This is a genomic window from Variovorax sp. OK212, assembly GCF_900112425.1.
GTDB lineage: Bacteria > Pseudomonadota > Gammaproteobacteria > Burkholderiales > Burkholderiaceae_C > Variovorax.
The window spans coordinates 110,385-126,240 of record NZ_FOLP01000017.1 but is presented as its reverse complement, the minus strand read 5'-3'; the positions used below and the strand labels follow the sequence as shown (position 1 = coordinate 126,240).

The following is a 15,856-nucleotide window of genomic DNA, read 5'->3' as shown; positions in this document are numbered from 1 at the left end:
GCTTTAGAGGCAGCCCCAGAGGTACACGGATTTCTTCCGCGCGACCGCATCGTTCGCGAGCCTCCGCAGGTCTTCCATCACGGGGTGCAGTTCGGCCGCATCGCACGCGAGCTCTTCCGTGTCGGCCCACTTCGCCAGCACGGGGCCGAGCGAGCCGTCGTCCGCGCGGGTCAGCAGCATCGTCAGTTCCTCCGGGAACCGGTTGAGCCACGCCTCGCTGTCTTCGCCGATCTCGACGTGTTCCAGCGTGTGCGTGTCGGCGTCCCATTCCTTGTCTTCGAGGATGGCCCAGAGCGTGGTGATCTCGAGGTCCGTGAAGTGCTTGTGCTGGGCCGGGTCCAGCAGCTCCTCGATCTCGTCGCCCTCATCGGGCTCGTCGAGTCGGTTGGCGTAGCGCATGGCCTCTTCAGGGTTGGCGACGAAGAAATCCGAAAGTATTCCCATCTTCTGGTCCTCGAGAAGCTGAACGGTGAGCCGCCGGACTTCTGTCCGGCAGTGCGATTGGGATTGCGATTACACCCTTCATGCCGGTCGCCAGTTTGACGAATTGATGACGGAGGCCGCGCAACCGTGCGGCTACGCGTTCGACCGCCAGCTGCCATGGAACCCGAAGGGCACGCGATGCGGCAGCCGCGCCACAGCCACCGCACCGGCCTCCAGGTCGCGGGCATCGAACACCAGCAGGTCGCTGCGCTCTTCCTGCGCGCGCCACGCCACGGCCAGCAACCAGCCATCACCCTCGGGCGCGTCCGCCGCGCGCGGCACGAACACCGGTTCGGACACCACGTCGCCCGGCGGCAGCGTGTGCAGCTCGCGCTTGCCGGTGTCGAAGTCGAAGCGCGCGAGGCTGTCGTAGAGCACGCTTTCGGCATCGCCCCGCGTGCGCGGCGTGGCATGGCAGGTGTAGAAGCCGTAGCGGTTGCGCCGGCCTGTGTAGCGCTCGTCGATGCGCGGAAACTCCGCCACCAGGTCGTCGAGGTATTCGCGCTGGAATGCGGTGCCGTCGCCGCGCAGGTCGAAGGTCCAGCGGCACAGGCGCGCGGCCATCGCGGCCGGATCGCCGGGGCGGCCTTCGGCGTCGGGCAGGCCGGGCGCGGTCTCCGATTGCATGACATAGGCCACGATGGTGTCGCCGTCGTCCCAGGCGTTCATGACATGGAACACATGGCAGGCGTCGGCATCGAACCAGCGCAGCGTGCCGGTGCCGCCACCACCGCTGTCGCTGCCGCGCCGCATCACGCCGACATGCGTGCGCAGGCTCGCGTCCCATGCCAGCAGCGGCTTGCCGAGCATCGCGCGTTCCATGCTGAGCGTGAGCGGCGTGACGGGAAAGAGCACGTGCCCGCGCGTCACCATGAAGTCGTGCGCCATGCTCGCGTGCGGCGCGGTGAACGACTGCAGCTGCGTGACCTCGCAGTGCCTGTCCATCACGCCGTAGCGCATGGTCGGCGAGCAGGGGCCGTCGGGCGAGTAGGCGAAGAAATGCAGTTCGCCGGTCTCGGGGTCTGCCTTCGGGTGCGCGGTGCAGCGCGAGTCCACACGGCCGCTGAAGCTCTGGTGCCCCTTGGACGCCAGCGTGCGCGCGTCGAGCTCGAAGGGCTGGTGCGACTCCTCGAGCGCGAACAGCCGGTCGCCGTGCCACAGCATGCTGGTGTTGGCCGTGCCGCCGTTGAGCCCCTGCACCAGCGGGTCGCTGGTGGCGGGGTTGCCGAAGGTGCCGAAGAGCGCGCGCCCGGCTTCATGCTCGAGCTGCCACTTCGGCGTGCGCGCCCAGCGGTTGCGGTACGACACCACGCCGGCATCGATGTGGAACGCGTGCACCATGCCGTCGCCCGAGAACCAGTGGTAGTCGTTGTCGCGCGGCGCGTACTGCGGGCTCGGGCCCACGCGGTACAGGCTGCCCGAGAGTCCGGGCGGCAGCGTGCCTTCGATGTCGAGCGCCGTTATGTCGTGCTCCTCGCCGAGCGGCGCGTAGTTGCCGGTGAAGAAGTAGGGGTTCGTCTGCGTGGTGGGGTTCACAGGGGCCTTGTGGATGCGTTCAGGAAGAAACAGGGGCGTCGAGCTGCGCCATGGCGTGCGCGACATAGGCGGCCAGCGGCGCGTCGATGCCCGAGCCCACGCGCAAGGCCGGGTCGTTGCGGAACGCGTGCTGCAGCCGTGCGTGCAGCGCGGCGTTGCCGCCGGCCTTGGCCAGCGACAGTGCCTGCCAGCGCAGCGCGAGCGCCCGCATGGCCGCGCCATCGGCGGGCGCGCCGGCCAGCATCTGCCGGCGCACGTCGGCAATGAGCGGCGGCCATGCGTCGGTCTGCGCAACGTAGTGCGCGCGCAGCGTGGCCATGTCGCCGGCGCTGCAATGGGGCGCGTACAGCTGCAGCCGCGCATACGCCATCGCGTGCGAGATGTACCGGATGCCGGCGCGGTCCACGCCGGTGAGCGCATGCAGCGACGGCTCGTTCCAGTGCATGGTGTAGAGCTTGATCAGCAGGCCCTCGTCGCCGCCGGCTTCGTCGAGCAGCATGTCGATCCAGCGCCGCGCCAGCGCCTGTGCCGGCGCGCTCTCGGGCGAGGTGCCGGCCGCGACCAGTTCGCGCAGCGACGCGGCCAGCGCCGAGCGTTCGAGCGCGATGGCATCGGACGCCTCGTTGCGCGGCGTCGTGAGCGTGCGCAGTTCGTCGGCGCTGAAATACTTCGCGCCCGCGACCATGCTCTCCAGCGCGAGCAGCCAGTCGTCGAGGCCGGGTTCCTCGCTGGCCTGCAGCTGGCCCTGCATCGCGAGCAGGTGCGTGCGCAGGGCCGAGGCCTGGCGGATCTCGCGGTCGAGCTGCGCCACCTGTTGCGCGACGATGTCCGCCAGGCCGCTGGCGGCACCGTCGAGCAGGCGCTGAATCCCGGCCAGCGGCAGGTCGAGCCGCCGCAGCGCCTGGATGCGGTAGAGCCGCGCCACGTCGCCGCGGTCGTACAGGCGGTAGCCGCCGCTGGACCTTTGCGACGGCACCAGCAGGCCGATGTCGTCGTAGTGCCGCAGCGCGCGCACGGTCAGCCCGGTGCGCCGCGCGAGTTCGCCAATCTTCAGGAACATGCCTTCTCTCTCTTCAAGTTGAAGGCATCCTAGAGGCTGCCGCAACGAGAGGGTCAAGCGGATTTCGGCGGTTCGATCGCATCCGCGCCGTGGCTTGCAGCCCACAGGATCGCGTCACGCCGCTTGCCTTCGCCCGCGTGCACAAAGACAATCCGCCCCATCATGAAATTCACCCAAGCCATCGAAGCAGGCCTCACCGCCACCTGACATCGCCTTCGATCGCGTTCGGAAGGCGTTGCGCCTTCCGGTACTGAAAACCCCGGCTGGCCGCGTCCCTCCGGGGTTTTGTTTTTTTCCGAGTCCCAACCATCCACCACGCCATGCGTACCTACGACAAGCTGATCGCCACGATTCGCCTCCGCCGGAGCGTGGACACCGTGCGCCCGGGCTCCGGCCGCCGCATCAGCACCCTGCACGACACCGTTCGTCGCTAGCCCCCAGGCGAATCTTCTGCCTGGGGCTGGCGCATGCCAACCAGGCCTTCGAAGCAGAGCGCTTCGAACACAGAAAAGAAAGATTCGCCATGAACCCGAAAACCAGAAACCTCCGCAACATCGGCATCATTGCCCACGTCGACGCGGGCAAGACCACCACCACCGAACGCATCCTGTTCCATGCCGGCGAGAGCCATCGCATCGGCGACGTGAGCAAGGGCACGGCGCGCATGGACTTCGATCCGCAGGAGCAGAAGCGCGGGATCACCATCAGCAGCGCGGCCATCACGGTGCGCTGGAAGACGACGCAGATCAACCTGATCGACACGCCCGGCCACATCGACTTCAACATCGAGGTGAACCGCTCGCTGCGCGTGCTCGACGGCGCGGTCGTGGTGTTCGACGGCGTGGCCGGCGTGGAGCCGCAGACGGAAACGAACTGGCGCCTCGCGGACAAGTACCGCGTGCCGCGCATCGCCTTCGTCAACAAGCTCGACCGCCTGGGCGCGGACTTCCCGCGCGTGGTCGCGATGATGGAAGAACGCCTGGGCGTGAAGGCCGTGGCGGTGCAGCTTCCCATCGGCGCGGAAGGCGACTTCCGCGGCGTCGTCGACCTGCTCGGCATGCGCGCGCTCGTCTGGGACAAGGACGACGCGAGCCAGCCTTGCCGCGTGGCCGATGTGCCTGCCGATCTGCTGGCCCCGGCGCAGCGCCTTCGTGCGCGGCTGGTGGAGCTTGCGCTGGAGCAGGACGACGCGGCCATGGCGGCCTACCTGGACGGCGAGGAGCCGTCGGCCGACGTGCTGCGTGCCTGCATCCGCAAGGGTGTGCTGGCCGGTGCCTTCGTGCCCGTGCTCGCGGGCTCCGCGTTCCGCAACCGCGGCGTGGAGCCGCTGCTCGACGCCGTCGTCGATTGGCTGCCGGCACCGGGCGAGGTGGCGACTGCATGCGACGCCGAGGCACCGTTCGCGGCGCTCGCCTTCAAGGTGGCCAGCGACGACCACGGCGCGATGGTGTTCGTGCGTGTGTACGGCGGCAGGCTGCGGCGTGGCGACACGATGCTCAATGCCACGACCGGCCGCACCGAACGCGCCGCCCGCCTGTACGAAGTGCATGCGGACGATCGCATCGAGCGCGACGAACTGGTGGCGGGCGACATTGCCGCCATCGTCGGGCTGAAGGACACGCTGACCGGTCACACGCTGTGCGACCGGAATGATCCGGTTCACCTGGAGGAGATCAGCGTGCCCGAGCCCGTGATCCACGTCGCGATCGAGCCGAAGGCGCAGGCCGGACAGCAGGCGCTGTCGAAGGCGTTGCAGGCCATGCTGCGCGAAGACCCGAGCCTGCAGCTGCGGCAGGACGCCGAGTCGGGCCAGACGATCTTGTCGGGCATGGGCGAGCTGCAGCTCGATGTGGCTGTGGAGACGCTGCGGGCGAAGCACGGCGTCGAAGTGTCGGTGGGGCGGCCGCAGGTCGCCTTCCGGGAAACGGTATCCAGAGAAACGGAGGTGCACCATGTGCACAGGAAGCAGAACGGCGGCCCCGGCCAGTTCGCCGAGCTGAAGTTGCGCCTTGCGCCGCGTGCGCGGGGCGAAGGCATCGTGTTCGAGAGCCAGGTGGTGGGCGGCGTCATTCCGCGCGAGTTCATTCCCGCGGTCGAGGCCGGCATTCGCCGGGCGGCGCAATCAGGCGTGGTCGCCGGTTTCCCCTGTGTGGACTTCGTGGCCACGCTGGTGGACGGCAGCCACCACGAGCGCGACTCGTCGGCGATGGCTTTCGAGCTGGCGGCCGGCGCGGCCTTCCGCGAGGCGGCGGCCAAGGCTGGGCCGCAGGTGCTGGAGCCGGTGATGGCGGTGGAAGTCATCACGCCCGCCGACCATCTCGGCGATTGCATCGGCGACCTGCACCGGCGTCGCGGCATGGTCCGCGGCCAGACGGTGCGCGGCAACGCCGCCGTCATCGAGGCGCATGTGCCGCTGAAGGAGATGTTCGGCTACATCGGCAACCTGCGCGCGCTGTCTTCGGGCCGTGCGCAGTACACGATGCAGTTCGACCACTACGCAGTGGCGCCTGCGAGTGAAATGGCCACGCTCGTGAAGAGCTGATGGCCTCGTGAAAGGGCGGTCCGGAAGGGCCGCCCTTTTTTTTGCGTTGCGTCGGCGGTTCGCGGCCGGTCAGCCGCCGCGCTCGATCACGAGCCCGCCGTCGGCGGGATCGCCCCCCGAACCAGGCGCAGGTTCAGGCCGCCACGCCCTTGTTGGGATTCAGCAAGAACTTCTCGCCCGTCGCCTGCTTGCCATACACCCCGATCGCGTCGAGCTGCAGCATCTCGACCAGCGACACCTCGCGCGTGTACTTGCTCGCGAACGTGGTCTTCAGCTCGGCGACCACGCGCGCCTTCAGGCGCTTCGTGCCTTCGTCGCCGAGCTTGCCGAGGAACGGGAACAGCAGCCATCCGCCCATGCCCCAGGCCATGCCGAAGTTGCGCACGAACTCGGTCGGGCCGCGGTCGAGGCCGCCGTAGATGTACACCTGCTTGTGCGTGGTGGAACCGTAGCGGCTGTATTCCTTGGCCGTGCGGTTGATGGCGGCTTCCATGCAGCCGAGGATCTGCCCCGCGAGCTTGCCGCCGCCGGTGGCGTCGAAGGCCAGCGTGGCGCCGGTCTCGACCAGCGCCTGCGTCAGGTCCTCGATGAAAGTGGGCGAGCTGGCGTTGCACACGTACTTCGCGCCCAGGCCGCGCAGCAGGTCTTCCTGCTCCTGCTTGCGCACGATGTTCACCAGCGCGATGCCGTCCTTCTGGCAGATCTTGTTGAGCATCTGGCCCAGGTTGGACGCGGCCGCGGTGTGCACCAGCGCCTTGTGGCCTTCCATGCGCATGGTCTCGACCATGCTGAGCGAGGTGAGCGGGTTCACGAAGCACGAAGCGCCTTCGGCCGGCGTGGTGCCTTCGGGCAGTTCCATGCACTGGGCGGCGGCGAGGCTGCGGTACTGCGAGTACATCGCGCCGCCGATGGCCGCCACGGTCTTGCCGAGCAGCGCCTGCGCGGCCGGCGACGAACCGGCCTTGACCACCACGCCCGCGCCTTCGTTGCCCACGGGCATCGACTCGTCGAGCCGCGCCGCCATGGCGGGGCGCGCACGCTCGGGCACGGTGGCGGTGACGACGGGGCGCTCGGCGGTGCCGGAGGCCTTGGCGGTGCTCATGTCGGCGGCGCCGAACAGCAGGCCGAGGTCCGACGGATTCAGCGGCGACGCCTCGACGCGGATCACCACTTCGTGGGCCTGCGGTTCGGGGATCGGGTCGTCGTGCAGCGAGAGTTCGAGTTCGCCGCTGGCGCGAACGAGGGAGCGGATTTGCAGTGCCATGGAAGAGCCCTTTTCAGCAGGTTCGCAGATGGCCTGGGGCCACGGGGCGGCCAGTATAGGAGCGGGGTGCGAAAGCTGCTGGCGCGTTCAGGACACCAGCGCAATCACGGGGGCATGGGCCAGCGCGTGGCGCATTTTCACGGGGTCGAGCCGCTCGATGAAGCGCGGAATGTTGCGCCACAGCGTGTGGTAGCCGTAGCCGCCGCGCAGCATCTCGTGGCGCGCGCTGTCCTTGTCCCAGTCCTGCACGGCCATGCGGTACACGGCCGCCACCACGCCGGTGCGGTCGGCGCCGTGCATGCAGTGGATCAGCACCGGCCCGTGCTTCTCGGCCTCGCGGATGGCCAGCAGCGCGCGCAGCACCTTGGCGTCGTCGATCGACCAGGTGTTGATGGGCACGCGCACCAGCCGGATGCCGCTGCCCGCGAACACCTTGCGGTCGTCGTTGAACGAACGCAGGCTCACCACCGTGCGGATGCCCAGCGACTGCAGCGCGGCCATGTTGGCGCGCCGCGGCTGCGCGCTGCGGTACAGCGTGGGCGTGATGCGGTGCAGGTTCTCGACCTGCAGCGTGTCCAGCGGATCGGCCCAGTGGCCGGGGCGCGGATCGTCGAATGCTTCTTCGGGCTTGCTGTGCTTCTTCGTCGTCATCGTCATTTCCTGCGCCGCCAGTGCCGCGTCGCCAGGATCAGCAGCGCCACCGCCAGGCCGCCCCAGTAGTCGACCGGCGCGCCCCACACCCAATGCTTGTGCCAGAACGCATCGACCGGGTTGAAGCGCGCCCAGCCGAAGGCCGGATTGATGATGAACCACAGGAAGTCTTCGCACACCCAGAACACGATGAGGCCGGCCCCGGCGAGGCCGACGTCGCGCCAGGTGCAGCGCCCGTTGTAGGCCAGCGGCGAGAAGAACACCAGCGCCATGAAGGTGAACACCCACGCGTGGTAGCCCGTCATCGCACGGCCGCCCCAGAACAGGTCGAGCCAGATGCTGTTCTCGATGCGCCACGTCGGCAGCGACGTGGCCCAGCCCGCGCCGCCTTCGATCTGGATCTCGGCGTTGGCGAAGAAGAAGGCCATCACGACCACCCACGCGAGGTAGCCGAGCGTGCGGCCCACGCCGGTCTTTTCGACGGCGCCGCTCACGCCGCGGTTCCCGTGGCCGGGGTGCCCAGCACGTGCTGCAGCACGGCGCGCGCGGCCTGCGGCTTGCCCAGTGCGCGGCTGCGCGCGGCCATGTTCGCGAGCTTGGCGGGGTCGGCCATCAGGCGCGCGACCTTGTAGTCCAGGCCGATGGCGTCGTAGGCGAGCCAGGCGGCGCCTTCTTCCATCAGGAAGCCGGCGTTGTGTTCTTCCTGCCCCGGAATGGGCGAGATCAGCAGCATCGGCTTGCCCAGCGCCAGGCACTCCGACACCGTGAGGCCGCCGGGCTTGGTCACGACCAGGTCGGCCGCGGCCATCATCCTGTGCATCTCGTTGGTGAAGCCGATGGCCACCACGCGGCCCGGGTAGCGTCGGGCCAGCGCCTCGAGCTTGCCGTGCGCCTCCACGTTGCGGCCCGCCACCGCAATCACCTGGAAGTTGCCTTCACCGCCCAGGCCGAGCACGCGTTCGACCATGCTCGCCAGGTCGCCCACGCCCGCGCCGCCGGAGGCCATCAGCAGCACGGGGCGCGACGGGTCGAGGCCGAGTTCGGCCGCGCAGGCGTTGCGCGCCAGCGCCGGCACGCCGGGCTCGGAGAACGCCGGCATCACCGGAATGCCCGTCACATGGATGCGGTCCTCCGGAATGCCGCGCGCGCGCAGGCGGAAGGCCACTTCCTCGGTGGCGGCCAGGTAGCCCGCCATGCCCGGCACGAGCCACATGTTGTGCAGGTCGTAGTCGGTGATCTGCAGCCACACCGGGTAGTCGATGCGCCCGCGGTTGCGTTCGCGCATCAGCAGCTCGGCCGGCAGGAAGTGCGTGCAGACCACCGCATCGGGCTTCTCGCGGTGGATCTCCTTCAGCAGCGCGCCGGTGCTCAGCCGCTCGATGCCGCGGCGCAGGCGCTGCGAGGGCGCGTGGTGCGGCGTGCTGTCGGTGCGCTGGTGCAGGTACGACCACAGCTCGGGAGCGCGGTTCACGAGCTGGATGTACCAGTCGGTGTAGAGCTTGCGAAAGCCGCCGGCCACATGGGCCATTGCGTCGATGTGGACCGCAGTGCAGGGCGGGACGAGGGTCTGGGCGGTGGCGGCAAGCGCCTGTGCAGCACGCACGTGGCCGTTGCCGGCACTCACGCTGAGGATCAGGAGTTTGGTCATGAATTCCGGGAGTTGCGCGGATTATGGCCATGCCGTGTGGCACTGCCGGCTGCACCGCTGCTGGCTCTCGCAGGGGCGTTGGAGATCCGGGGCGCGATCCCGCCGACGGCGGGCCCCGTTTCGCGAATGTCCCCCGGCCTGCGGCCTCCTCCTTTATTTCGCGAAACAGGACCCGCCATCGGCGTGCTCGTGGTCAGGTGCAGTCGTTGATCGGCGCGCACCGGCAGCGTGTCATGTGCACGCGCCCCCGAACAATCTTCTTCAGAGCGGCGCCCGCGAAGTGACGAACTGGTTCACCCCCGCCGCAGCACGCTCCCGGATGGCCTCGAACGTGGTGTTCTCGACGATGCGTCCGTTCTCGAACACCGTCTGCAGCAGGTCGGCCTGCTCCGCCGCAAGCGCTTCCTCGCGCAAGGTCTGCACCTCGCCGCGGGCGTTCTGCACCAGCGCAAGCCGCCCCTTCTTCGACGCTTTGCTCACGTCGCCCACGGGCGACTTGTAGACGTCGCGCCACTCGCCGTTCACCTGCATGGCCGAGCACTTCATTGCCCATTGCATGGTGTCTCGGTTGACCTGCTGCAGCAGCCCGCCGCCCATGCCGAAGGAGATGTTCTCGGTCGACAGGCCGTTGTGATAGAAGTTCGACAGGCACAGCCGCAGCGAGTCGAGGTTGACGCCGTCGCCCTGGATGATGCGCACGTTGTTCAGCACGCGAAAGCCCTTGGCATTGGTCGTGGTGCCGAAGCGCTCGGCCAGGATCTGCGCCACCTTCAGCGTGGTTTGCGCAGGGTCGCCCGAGTCGGGCCGCACCACCAGCGTGGCACCCGAGGCCACCACCTTGGCCTTGAGCTCGTCGCCCCAGATGCGCGCGCAGGCATTGAAGATGTCGTAGCTGTCGCTCACCACCGCGAAGGTGGCGCCGGCCTTGCCGAACTGGTCGACCATGTTGCTGTACGCGTCGGCCTCGTGGTCGCGGCCCCAGCCCGTGATGGTGCTGTGCTCGGCCGCGGGAATCGAGAAGCCCGCCACGTCGCAGTCGTAGTACCGGCGCGCCGCGACCAGTGCCGCCAGCGTGTCGGTGCCCATGAAGTTCACCAGGTGGGCCATGCCGCCGAGCGCGGCCGACTCGAGGCTCGATACACCGCGCGCGCCGAAGTCGTGCAGGCGAAACGCGATCTGGCCTTGCGGGTCGTCGCAGGTGGCCTCGAGGTAGCGCAGCAGCGTGGTGCGCGCAGCCGCCGACAGCGTGGCCACGGTGGTCGGGTACCAGATGGCGCGCAGCAATTCGGTTTCGAGGAAGCTCGTGACCCAGAAGAACTCGGGGTCGGTGTTCTCGATGGTGGCGAGCACGTTGTGCACCGGCAGCACGCTGCCCTCGGGCACCGCGCGGATGCGCACCGGCATCAGCCCGCCGTGCTTCTCGATCAGCCGCAGCCAGCCTTCGCGGTTGAAGGGCTCGCCGTGCACGGCCATGAGCGCGGCGGCTTCGTCGACGTCGGCCAGCGTCACCGGCGTCTGCAGGTATTCGCGCAGGTAGGCCTGCAGGCCGAAGAACAGCGAGTGGCTGAAGATGCCGCCGCGCGACTCGATGTAGCTGTACACCGTCTGCGTGCCGGGCGGGTACTGCATCCAGTGCGACACCTTGTAGGAGTCGGTGCGAAGCAGCAGGTTGTTGCCCAGGGGCGTGGAGGTGAGATTGCGGTTCATGTGAAAGCTCCTTTCACTGTGGCGCCCGTCAACCGGGGCCGTTCTTGCTGACAAAGCCTGGTCTGTCGTTCAGTTCTTGCCCAGGCCACCCAAAAAATGATTCGCGATGAAGAAGTGGTCTTCGTAGACGCGGTCCTGCATGCCGAGGAACTCGGCAATGGGAACCCAGCGCACCTCGGCCGCGTCGTCGTCGGCGCGCACGTCCGACAGGCCCGTCCACTGGTTGTGCGCCAGCTCGAAGAAGAAGCCGTGCGTGATGGTGCGCCCGCGCTGCGAGCGGTCGGGCGCGTCGAACACGTGGCTGGCCTTCATGCTGCCGTTGAGCACGGGCACGGGCACCTTCAGGCGGGTTTCTTCCTTCAGCTCGCGGATGGCCGCGTCCTGCAGGCGCTCGTGCTGGCCGACGAAGCCGCCGGGCAGCGCCCAGGTGCCCTTGCCGGGATGGAACTTGCGCTGCACCAGCAGGATGTGCCCCGCCTCGACCACGATGGCGTCGACCGTGGTGTAGATCGGCGGAAAGCTGCTGCCCGCATAGCGGTACTTGTCGCGGTAGTCCGCCAGGAAGGCGCGCTCTTCGCAGAGCTCGGCGCAGTCGGCGGTGCGGGTGAACTGGTCGAGAAAGGCGGCCGTGCCGTCGGGCAGGTCGGCGCGCGCCAGCTGGCCGCGGTTCTCGGGGTCGAAGTAGAGGTTGCGCACGTCGGTGGCGTTCAGGCTCTCCACGCTGTTCTGGCCGACGAATTCCCAGTGCGGGAAGAGCTTGAGGTAGTAGCTCGACGCGTCCTTCAGGTGGCCCACCAGCGCGACCTTGGCGTTGGCGAGGGCGTGGCCGTCCTGCACGATGAGACGGTCGACCGCGGACTGGATCGACGCGATCCAGATCTGGTCGTTGTAGGGCGAGTCGCCCACGCCGACGACGCTCACGCGCATCTGCTCGGTGCCGCGCAGGCAGGCGCGCACCATGCGTTCGCGTTCGTCGAAGGTGAAGGGGTTCTTGACGCTGCGTGGCTTGCGGTCGGAGCCGACCACCACGATGACCCTGTCGGCGGCGCGAAGGCCTTCTTCGATGAGTCGTTGGTGTCCGAAGTGAACGGGCTGGAAACGCCCGATGACGATGGCGTATTGAAACTTGCGTGTGTGCTGTGTGCTTGGCGTGGTCAATTGGGAATCCCCCAAAAAGAGCGCGATCAACTCGCGCCGTGGGGGCAGGATAGCATCGGCGCGGCCGTTTGATCAAGCCCCGCGGGGCCTGCGTTTCAGCGCCGTCTTCCGTTGCCTGGGCTTGTGCCTGTAGCATCTGTCCCCCGCCCACCGACAGCCCTCCGACCGCGCCGCCGCCGTCCACATCGCCATGACCGAGCCTTCTTCCCCCCTCCACGCGCCCGTGCGCCTCAACAAGCGCATGGCCGAGCTCAAGATGTGCTCGCGCCGCGAGGCCGACGAGTGGATCGCCAACGGCTGGGTGAAAGTGAACGGCAAGCCGGCCGAAATGGGCGTGAAGGTCACGCCGTCGGACCGCATCGAGATCGACAAGGCGGCCAAGGGCCAGCAGGCGAACCAGGTCACCATCCTCATCAACAAGCCCATCGGCTTCGTGAGCGGCCAGGCCGAGGACGGGCACGAGCCGGCGGTGACGCTGTTCACGCCGCAGAACCGCTGGGCCGACGACAACGCGCGCTTCTTCTTCAGCCCGCAGCAGCTGCGCGGCCTGGCGCCGTGCGGGCGGCTGGACATCGACTCCATCGGCCTGCTGGTGATGACGCAGGACGGCCGCGTCGCGCGCCAGCTCATCGGCGAAGACTCGGTGATGGAGAAGGAATACCTGGTGCGCGTGGCCTACCACGGCCTGGGCCAGCCCGCGCCCACCGGCCAGCTGGTGCGCATGGACGACGACGACCCCGTCACCTCCAACGTGCAGGCGGTGTTTCCGCCGGCCATGCTCGCGCGGCTGCGCCACGGCCTGAGCCTGGACGGGCAGGCGCTCAAGCCGGCGCACGTCGAATGGCAGAACCCCGAGCAGCTGCGCTTCGTGCTCACCGAGGGCAAGAAGCGGCAGATCCGCCGCATGTGCGAGCTGGTGGGCCTGAAGGTGGTGGGCCTGAAGCGCGTGCGCATCGGCAAGGTGATGCTGGGCAACCTGCCGGTGGGGCAGTGGCGCTACCTCGGGCCGCACGAGAAGTTCTGAGGGGCAAGGCGGGGCTTTAAGCCCCGTTTAACTCTGGCTCATTACGCTGCGCCACGGCGCAGGCACTTCCGGTCATCCCGATCGCGTGCTACCTTGCGGCCGAAGGAGTCGCCGCGATGCGCGTGCTGTTGGTGGAAGACGATGAAATGATCGGGCGCAGCCTGAAGCAGGCGCTCGAGGGTGCGGGCTGGTCCGCGGACTGGGTGCGCGACGGCGAACTGGCGCAGAGCGCGCTGGGCGACGGCGGCTACACCTGCGTGCTGCTCGACCTCGGCCTGCCCAAGCAGGACGGCACCGAGGTGCTGCGGCGCGCCCGCGAACGCGGCGACGCCACCCCGGTGCTGGTGCTCACCGCGCGCGACGGGCTGGACGACCGCATCCACAGCCTCGACCTCGGCGCCGACGACTACCTGCTCAAGCCCTTCGAATTCCGCGAGCTGCTCGCGCGCATGCGCGCCATCGTGCGGCGCCGCGACGGCGCCGCGCATTCGCTGGTCGGCAGCGGCGCGCTGCAGCTGGACCTCACCACGCGCGAGGTGGTGGTCAACGGCGCGCGCGAGGCGCTCACCGCGCGCGAGTTCGCGCTGCTGCACGCGCTGCTGGAGCGCCCCGGCGCCATTCTTTCGCGCGAGCAGCTCGAGAACCGCATCTACGGCTGGGGCGAGGAAGTCACCAGCAACGCGATCGACGTGCTCATCCACGGCATGCGCCGCAAGCTGGGCGCGGACGCCATCCGCAACGTGCGCGGCCTGGGCTGGCGAGTGGCTGCGTGATCATGCTCGCCCCCGGGCTTCGCGCACTTCGTGTCGCTTCGCCAACCCCCTGCCGGGGGCAACACCTGCGGCCCGGCGAAGCCGGTTGCGCGGTGTTTCTCGAACAGGCCCCGGGTCTGTCGCCCCGATGAACGGCGGTGCTCGTACCGTCGGCCGCTGGTGGCGGCCGCGCTCGCTGCGCACGCAACTGCTGCTGTGGCTCATCACGCTGCACCTGGGCGCGGCGGTGCTCACGGCGTGGTTCTCGTTCGTGGCCTACGGCAACCTCGTGCACAACGCGCTGGACGACCAGATGCGGCTGGTGGCCGAGTCGTACGCGGGCAGCGCGCCGCAGAAGCTGCCGCAGCCGATGGACGGCGAAGCGGCCTTCTCGCGCGGCGCCTTCATCGTGCAGATCTGGAGCGCCGACGGCCGCACGCTGCGCGCGACCTCGTGGCCGGTGCTGTCGGTGCCGCTGCAGGACACGCCGGGCTTCAGCGACGTCAACACCGGCGCCCACGCGGGCTCGGCCTGGCGCGTGTTCACGGCCGAGGCCGGCACGCGCGCCGACCAGCCGCGCGTGCAAGTGCTGCAGAACGAGGACTACCGCCGCCGCCGCGCGTTGCGCCGCGCGCTGCTCGAAGGCCTGCCGATCACGCTGCTGCTGCCGCTGGCGCTGCTGATCCTGTGGGTCATCGTGTCGGCCGCCTCGCGCTCGCTGCGCGCGGTGGCGCGCGACGTGGCCTCGCAGGACGAGCGCAGCCCCACCCAGCTGTCGCTGGCGCGCGTGCCCGACGAGATCGCGCCGCTGGTGAGCGCCTTCAACAACCTGCTGTCGCGCGTGCGCAGCGCCTTCGCCACGCAGCGCCGCTTCGTGCAGGACGCGGCGCACGAGCTGCGCACGCCGATGGCCGCCATCGGCCTGCAGATCGAGAACCTGCGCGCGCACGTGCCGGCCGGCGAGGCCACTGAGCGCTTCAACCAGCTCGAGGCCGGCGTGACGCGCGCGCAGCACCTCATCGAGCAGTTGCTGCACCTGTCGCGGCAGGACGCGCCGCAAGGCGGCGACGCGCGCGAGCGGGTCGACATCGAGGTGCTGCTGCGCGAGAGCGTGAGCCAGCTGATGGTGCTGGCCGACGCGCGGCGCGTGGACATCGGCTTCGAAGGCCCCGACCGCACCACTGCCGTGGTGTTCGCGCCCGCGGCCGAGCTGCGCAGCGTGTTCGACAACCTGATCGACAACGCGCTGCGCTATGCGCCCGAAGGCGGCGTGGTCGATGTGAAGCTGCACACGTTCGAGGGGCACGCGGTGGTCGACGTGCTCGACAACGGCCCGGGCATTCCGCAGGCCGCCATCGGCCGCGTGTTCGACCGCTTCTTCCGCGTGCCGGGCTCGGCGGCGGGCGGCAGCGGGCTGGGCCTGGCCATTGCGAGAACCGCCGCGCAGCGCCACGGCATGCGCATCGAGCTGTGCAACCGCGGCGACGGGCCGGGCCTCATGGCGCGCGTGCACCTGCCATCCGTGCCAACGTAGAGTGGGAAGAAACGGCCGCGGCACTCACCCGTGGCTAACTCTTCGCTCACCGCCATGTCAGTCTGCGTGCCTAGAGTGCGTTCAGGTCCTGCCGCGCGCAGTTCGCGCGACGGCACGTGACCGGAGACAACCTGAACCCAGGAGAACACACATCATGCGCACTTCCTTCAAGCTTCTTGCCGTCGCTTCCTTCGCTGCGCTGGCAGCCTTGGGCACGGTCAATGCATCGGCCGAAACCATGGATGGTTCGGACTTTCATCCGCTGCAGATGAACTCGCCCGAAAAGCCCGAAGTCCAGGCCGGCGCCATGGCCGCGGCCCGCCCGACGGGCACGGAGCCCATGGGCCAGTCGACCAGCGCACCGGCGATGAACTCGACGCTGCCGGTGGCCGACATCCAGGCCGGCGCCTATGCGGCGTCGCACCCGAGCGGCACCGAGCCGATCGGGCAATCGACTTCGCTGCCGATGGTGAAGTCGGGCTCCGGCAGCTGAGCGA

15 protein-coding genes are annotated in these 15,856 nt (G+C 69.0%); 5 read left to right on the top strand and 10 right to left on the bottom strand.

What is annotated here, in order from left to right:
- Positions 1-3 precede the first annotated feature (3 nt).
- The 4 genes from BM004_RS31990 to BM004_RS42145 all read right to left on the bottom strand — a co-directional run bounded on the left by BM004_RS31990 (position 4) and on the right by BM004_RS42145 (position 3,261).
- Positions 4-444, bottom strand: coding sequence for a hypothetical protein (locus BM004_RS31990; RefSeq protein ID WP_143072587.1), 441 nt, complete (start codon positions 442-444; stop codon positions 4-6).
- Positions 445-576: 132 nt separating this feature from the next.
- Positions 577-2,019, bottom strand: a complete 1,443-nt coding sequence (locus BM004_RS31985) for a carotenoid oxygenase family protein (RefSeq protein WP_177206671.1) — start codon at positions 2,017-2,019, stop codon at positions 577-579.
- Positions 2,020-2,038: 19 nt separating this feature from the next.
- Complete coding sequence (locus BM004_RS31980; protein ID WP_093219379.1) at positions 2,039-3,079, bottom strand: MerR family transcriptional regulator; 1,041 nt, start codon at positions 3,077-3,079, stop codon at positions 2,039-2,041.
- A gap of 53 nt (positions 3,080-3,132) precedes the next feature.
- Positions 3,133-3,261, bottom strand: a complete 129-nt coding sequence (locus BM004_RS42145) for a hypothetical protein (RefSeq protein ID WP_256220138.1) — start codon at positions 3,259-3,261, stop codon at positions 3,133-3,135.
- Between the two features lie 341 nt (positions 3,262-3,602).
- Here BM004_RS42145 and fusA point away from each other — a divergent pair, with 341 nt between their 5' ends.
- Positions 3,603-5,621: an elongation factor G gene (gene fusA, locus BM004_RS31975; RefSeq protein WP_093219378.1), complete on the top strand. Its 2,019-nt coding sequence runs from the start codon at positions 3,603-3,605 to the stop codon at positions 5,619-5,621.
- A 133-nt stretch (positions 5,622-5,754) separates the two neighbouring features.
- On the opposite strand, the gene BM004_RS31970 is transcribed toward fusA, so the two are convergent.
- The 6 genes from BM004_RS31970 to BM004_RS31945 form a co-directional block, all read right to left on the bottom strand.
- Positions 5,755-6,885, bottom strand: coding sequence for a zinc-binding dehydrogenase (locus BM004_RS31970; protein WP_093219375.1), 1,131 nt, complete (start codon positions 6,883-6,885; stop codon positions 5,755-5,757).
- An 87-nt stretch (positions 6,886-6,972) separates the two neighbouring features.
- Complete coding sequence (locus BM004_RS31965) at positions 6,973-7,536, bottom strand: dual specificity protein phosphatase family protein (protein ID WP_256220137.1); 564 nt, start codon at positions 7,534-7,536, stop codon at positions 6,973-6,975.
- A gap of 2 nt (positions 7,537-7,538) precedes the next feature.
- Complete coding sequence (locus tag BM004_RS31960) at positions 7,539-8,030, bottom strand: hypothetical protein (RefSeq protein ID WP_093133560.1); 492 nt, start codon at positions 8,028-8,030, stop codon at positions 7,539-7,541.
- On the bottom strand, positions 8,027-9,184 hold the full coding sequence (locus BM004_RS31955; RefSeq protein ID WP_093219370.1) for an MGDG synthase family glycosyltransferase: 1,158 nt from the start codon (positions 9,182-9,184) through the stop codon (positions 8,027-8,029). The genes BM004_RS31960 and BM004_RS31955 overlap by 4 nt, the downstream gene beginning before the upstream one ends.
- Positions 9,185-9,445: 261 nt before the next feature.
- The gene (locus tag BM004_RS31950) at positions 9,446-10,891 is read right to left on the bottom strand and encodes a nicotinate phosphoribosyltransferase (protein WP_093219367.1); all 1,446 of its coding nucleotides are present in this window, start codon (positions 10,889-10,891) and stop codon (positions 9,446-9,448) included.
- 69 nt (positions 10,892-10,960) lie between these two features.
- Positions 10,961-12,049, bottom strand: coding sequence for a bifunctional nicotinamide-nucleotide adenylyltransferase/Nudix hydroxylase (locus BM004_RS31945; protein ID WP_093133567.1), 1,089 nt, complete (start codon positions 12,047-12,049; stop codon positions 10,961-10,963).
- 190 nt (positions 12,050-12,239) lie between these two features.
- On the opposite strand from BM004_RS31945, the gene BM004_RS31940 reads away from it, so the two are divergent.
- The 4 genes from BM004_RS31940 (at position 12,240) to BM004_RS31925 (ending at position 15,852) form a co-directional block, all read left to right on the top strand.
- On the top strand, positions 12,240-13,073 hold the full coding sequence (locus BM004_RS31940) for a pseudouridine synthase (protein WP_093133569.1): 834 nt from the start codon (positions 12,240-12,242) through the stop codon (positions 13,071-13,073).
- A 116-nt stretch (positions 13,074-13,189) separates the two neighbouring features.
- Positions 13,190-13,846, top strand: coding sequence for a response regulator (locus BM004_RS31935; RefSeq protein ID WP_093133571.1), 657 nt, complete (start codon positions 13,190-13,192; stop codon positions 13,844-13,846).
- Positions 13,847-13,973: 127 nt separating this feature from the next.
- Positions 13,974-15,359: a sensor histidine kinase gene (locus BM004_RS31930; RefSeq protein ID WP_093133574.1), complete on the top strand. Its 1,386-nt coding sequence runs from the start codon at positions 13,974-13,976 to the stop codon at positions 15,357-15,359.
- Positions 15,360-15,513: 154 nt separating this feature from the next.
- The gene (locus BM004_RS31925) at positions 15,514-15,852 is read left to right on the top strand and encodes a hypothetical protein (protein WP_093133575.1); all 339 of its coding nucleotides are present in this window, start codon (positions 15,514-15,516) and stop codon (positions 15,850-15,852) included.
- Positions 15,853-15,856: the final 4 nt, after the last annotated feature.

Excerpts from the sequence above, each read along its gene's own strand:
- BM004_RS31990 (WP_143072587.1), bottom strand. The coding sequence starts at position 444 with ATGGGAATACTTTCGGATTTCTTCGTCGCCAACCCTGAAGAGGCCATG.
- BM004_RS31980 (WP_093219379.1), bottom strand. The coding sequence starts at position 3,079 with ATGTTCCTGAAGATTGGCGAACTCGCGCGGCGCACCGGGCTGACCGTG.
- BM004_RS42145 (WP_256220138.1), bottom strand. The coding sequence starts at position 3,261 with ATGGCTTGGGTGAATTTCATGATGGGGCGGATTGTCTTTGTGCACGCG.
- fusA (WP_093219378.1), top strand. The coding sequence starts at position 3,603 with ATGAACCCGAAAACCAGAAACCTCCGCAACATCGGCATCATTGCCCAC.
- BM004_RS31970 (WP_093219375.1), bottom strand. The coding sequence starts at position 6,885 with ATGGCACTGCAAATCCGCTCCCTCGTTCGCGCCAGCGGCGAACTCGAA.
- BM004_RS31965 (WP_256220137.1), bottom strand. The coding sequence starts at position 7,536 with ATGACGACGAAGAAGCACAGCAAGCCCGAAGAAGCATTCGACGATCCG.
- BM004_RS31955 (WP_093219370.1), bottom strand. The coding sequence starts at position 9,184 with ATGACCAAACTCCTGATCCTCAGCGTGAGTGCCGGCAACGGCCACGTG.
- BM004_RS31950 (WP_093219367.1), bottom strand. The coding sequence starts at position 10,891 with ATGAACCGCAATCTCACCTCCACGCCCCTGGGCAACAACCTGCTGCTT.
- BM004_RS31940 (WP_093133569.1), top strand. The coding sequence starts at position 12,240 with ATGACCGAGCCTTCTTCCCCCCTCCACGCGCCCGTGCGCCTCAACAAG.
- BM004_RS31935 (WP_093133571.1), top strand. The coding sequence starts at position 13,190 with ATGCGCGTGCTGTTGGTGGAAGACGATGAAATGATCGGGCGCAGCCTG.
- BM004_RS31930 (WP_093133574.1), top strand. The coding sequence starts at position 13,974 with ATGAACGGCGGTGCTCGTACCGTCGGCCGCTGGTGGCGGCCGCGCTCG.
- BM004_RS31925 (WP_093133575.1), top strand. The coding sequence starts at position 15,514 with ATGCGCACTTCCTTCAAGCTTCTTGCCGTCGCTTCCTTCGCTGCGCTG.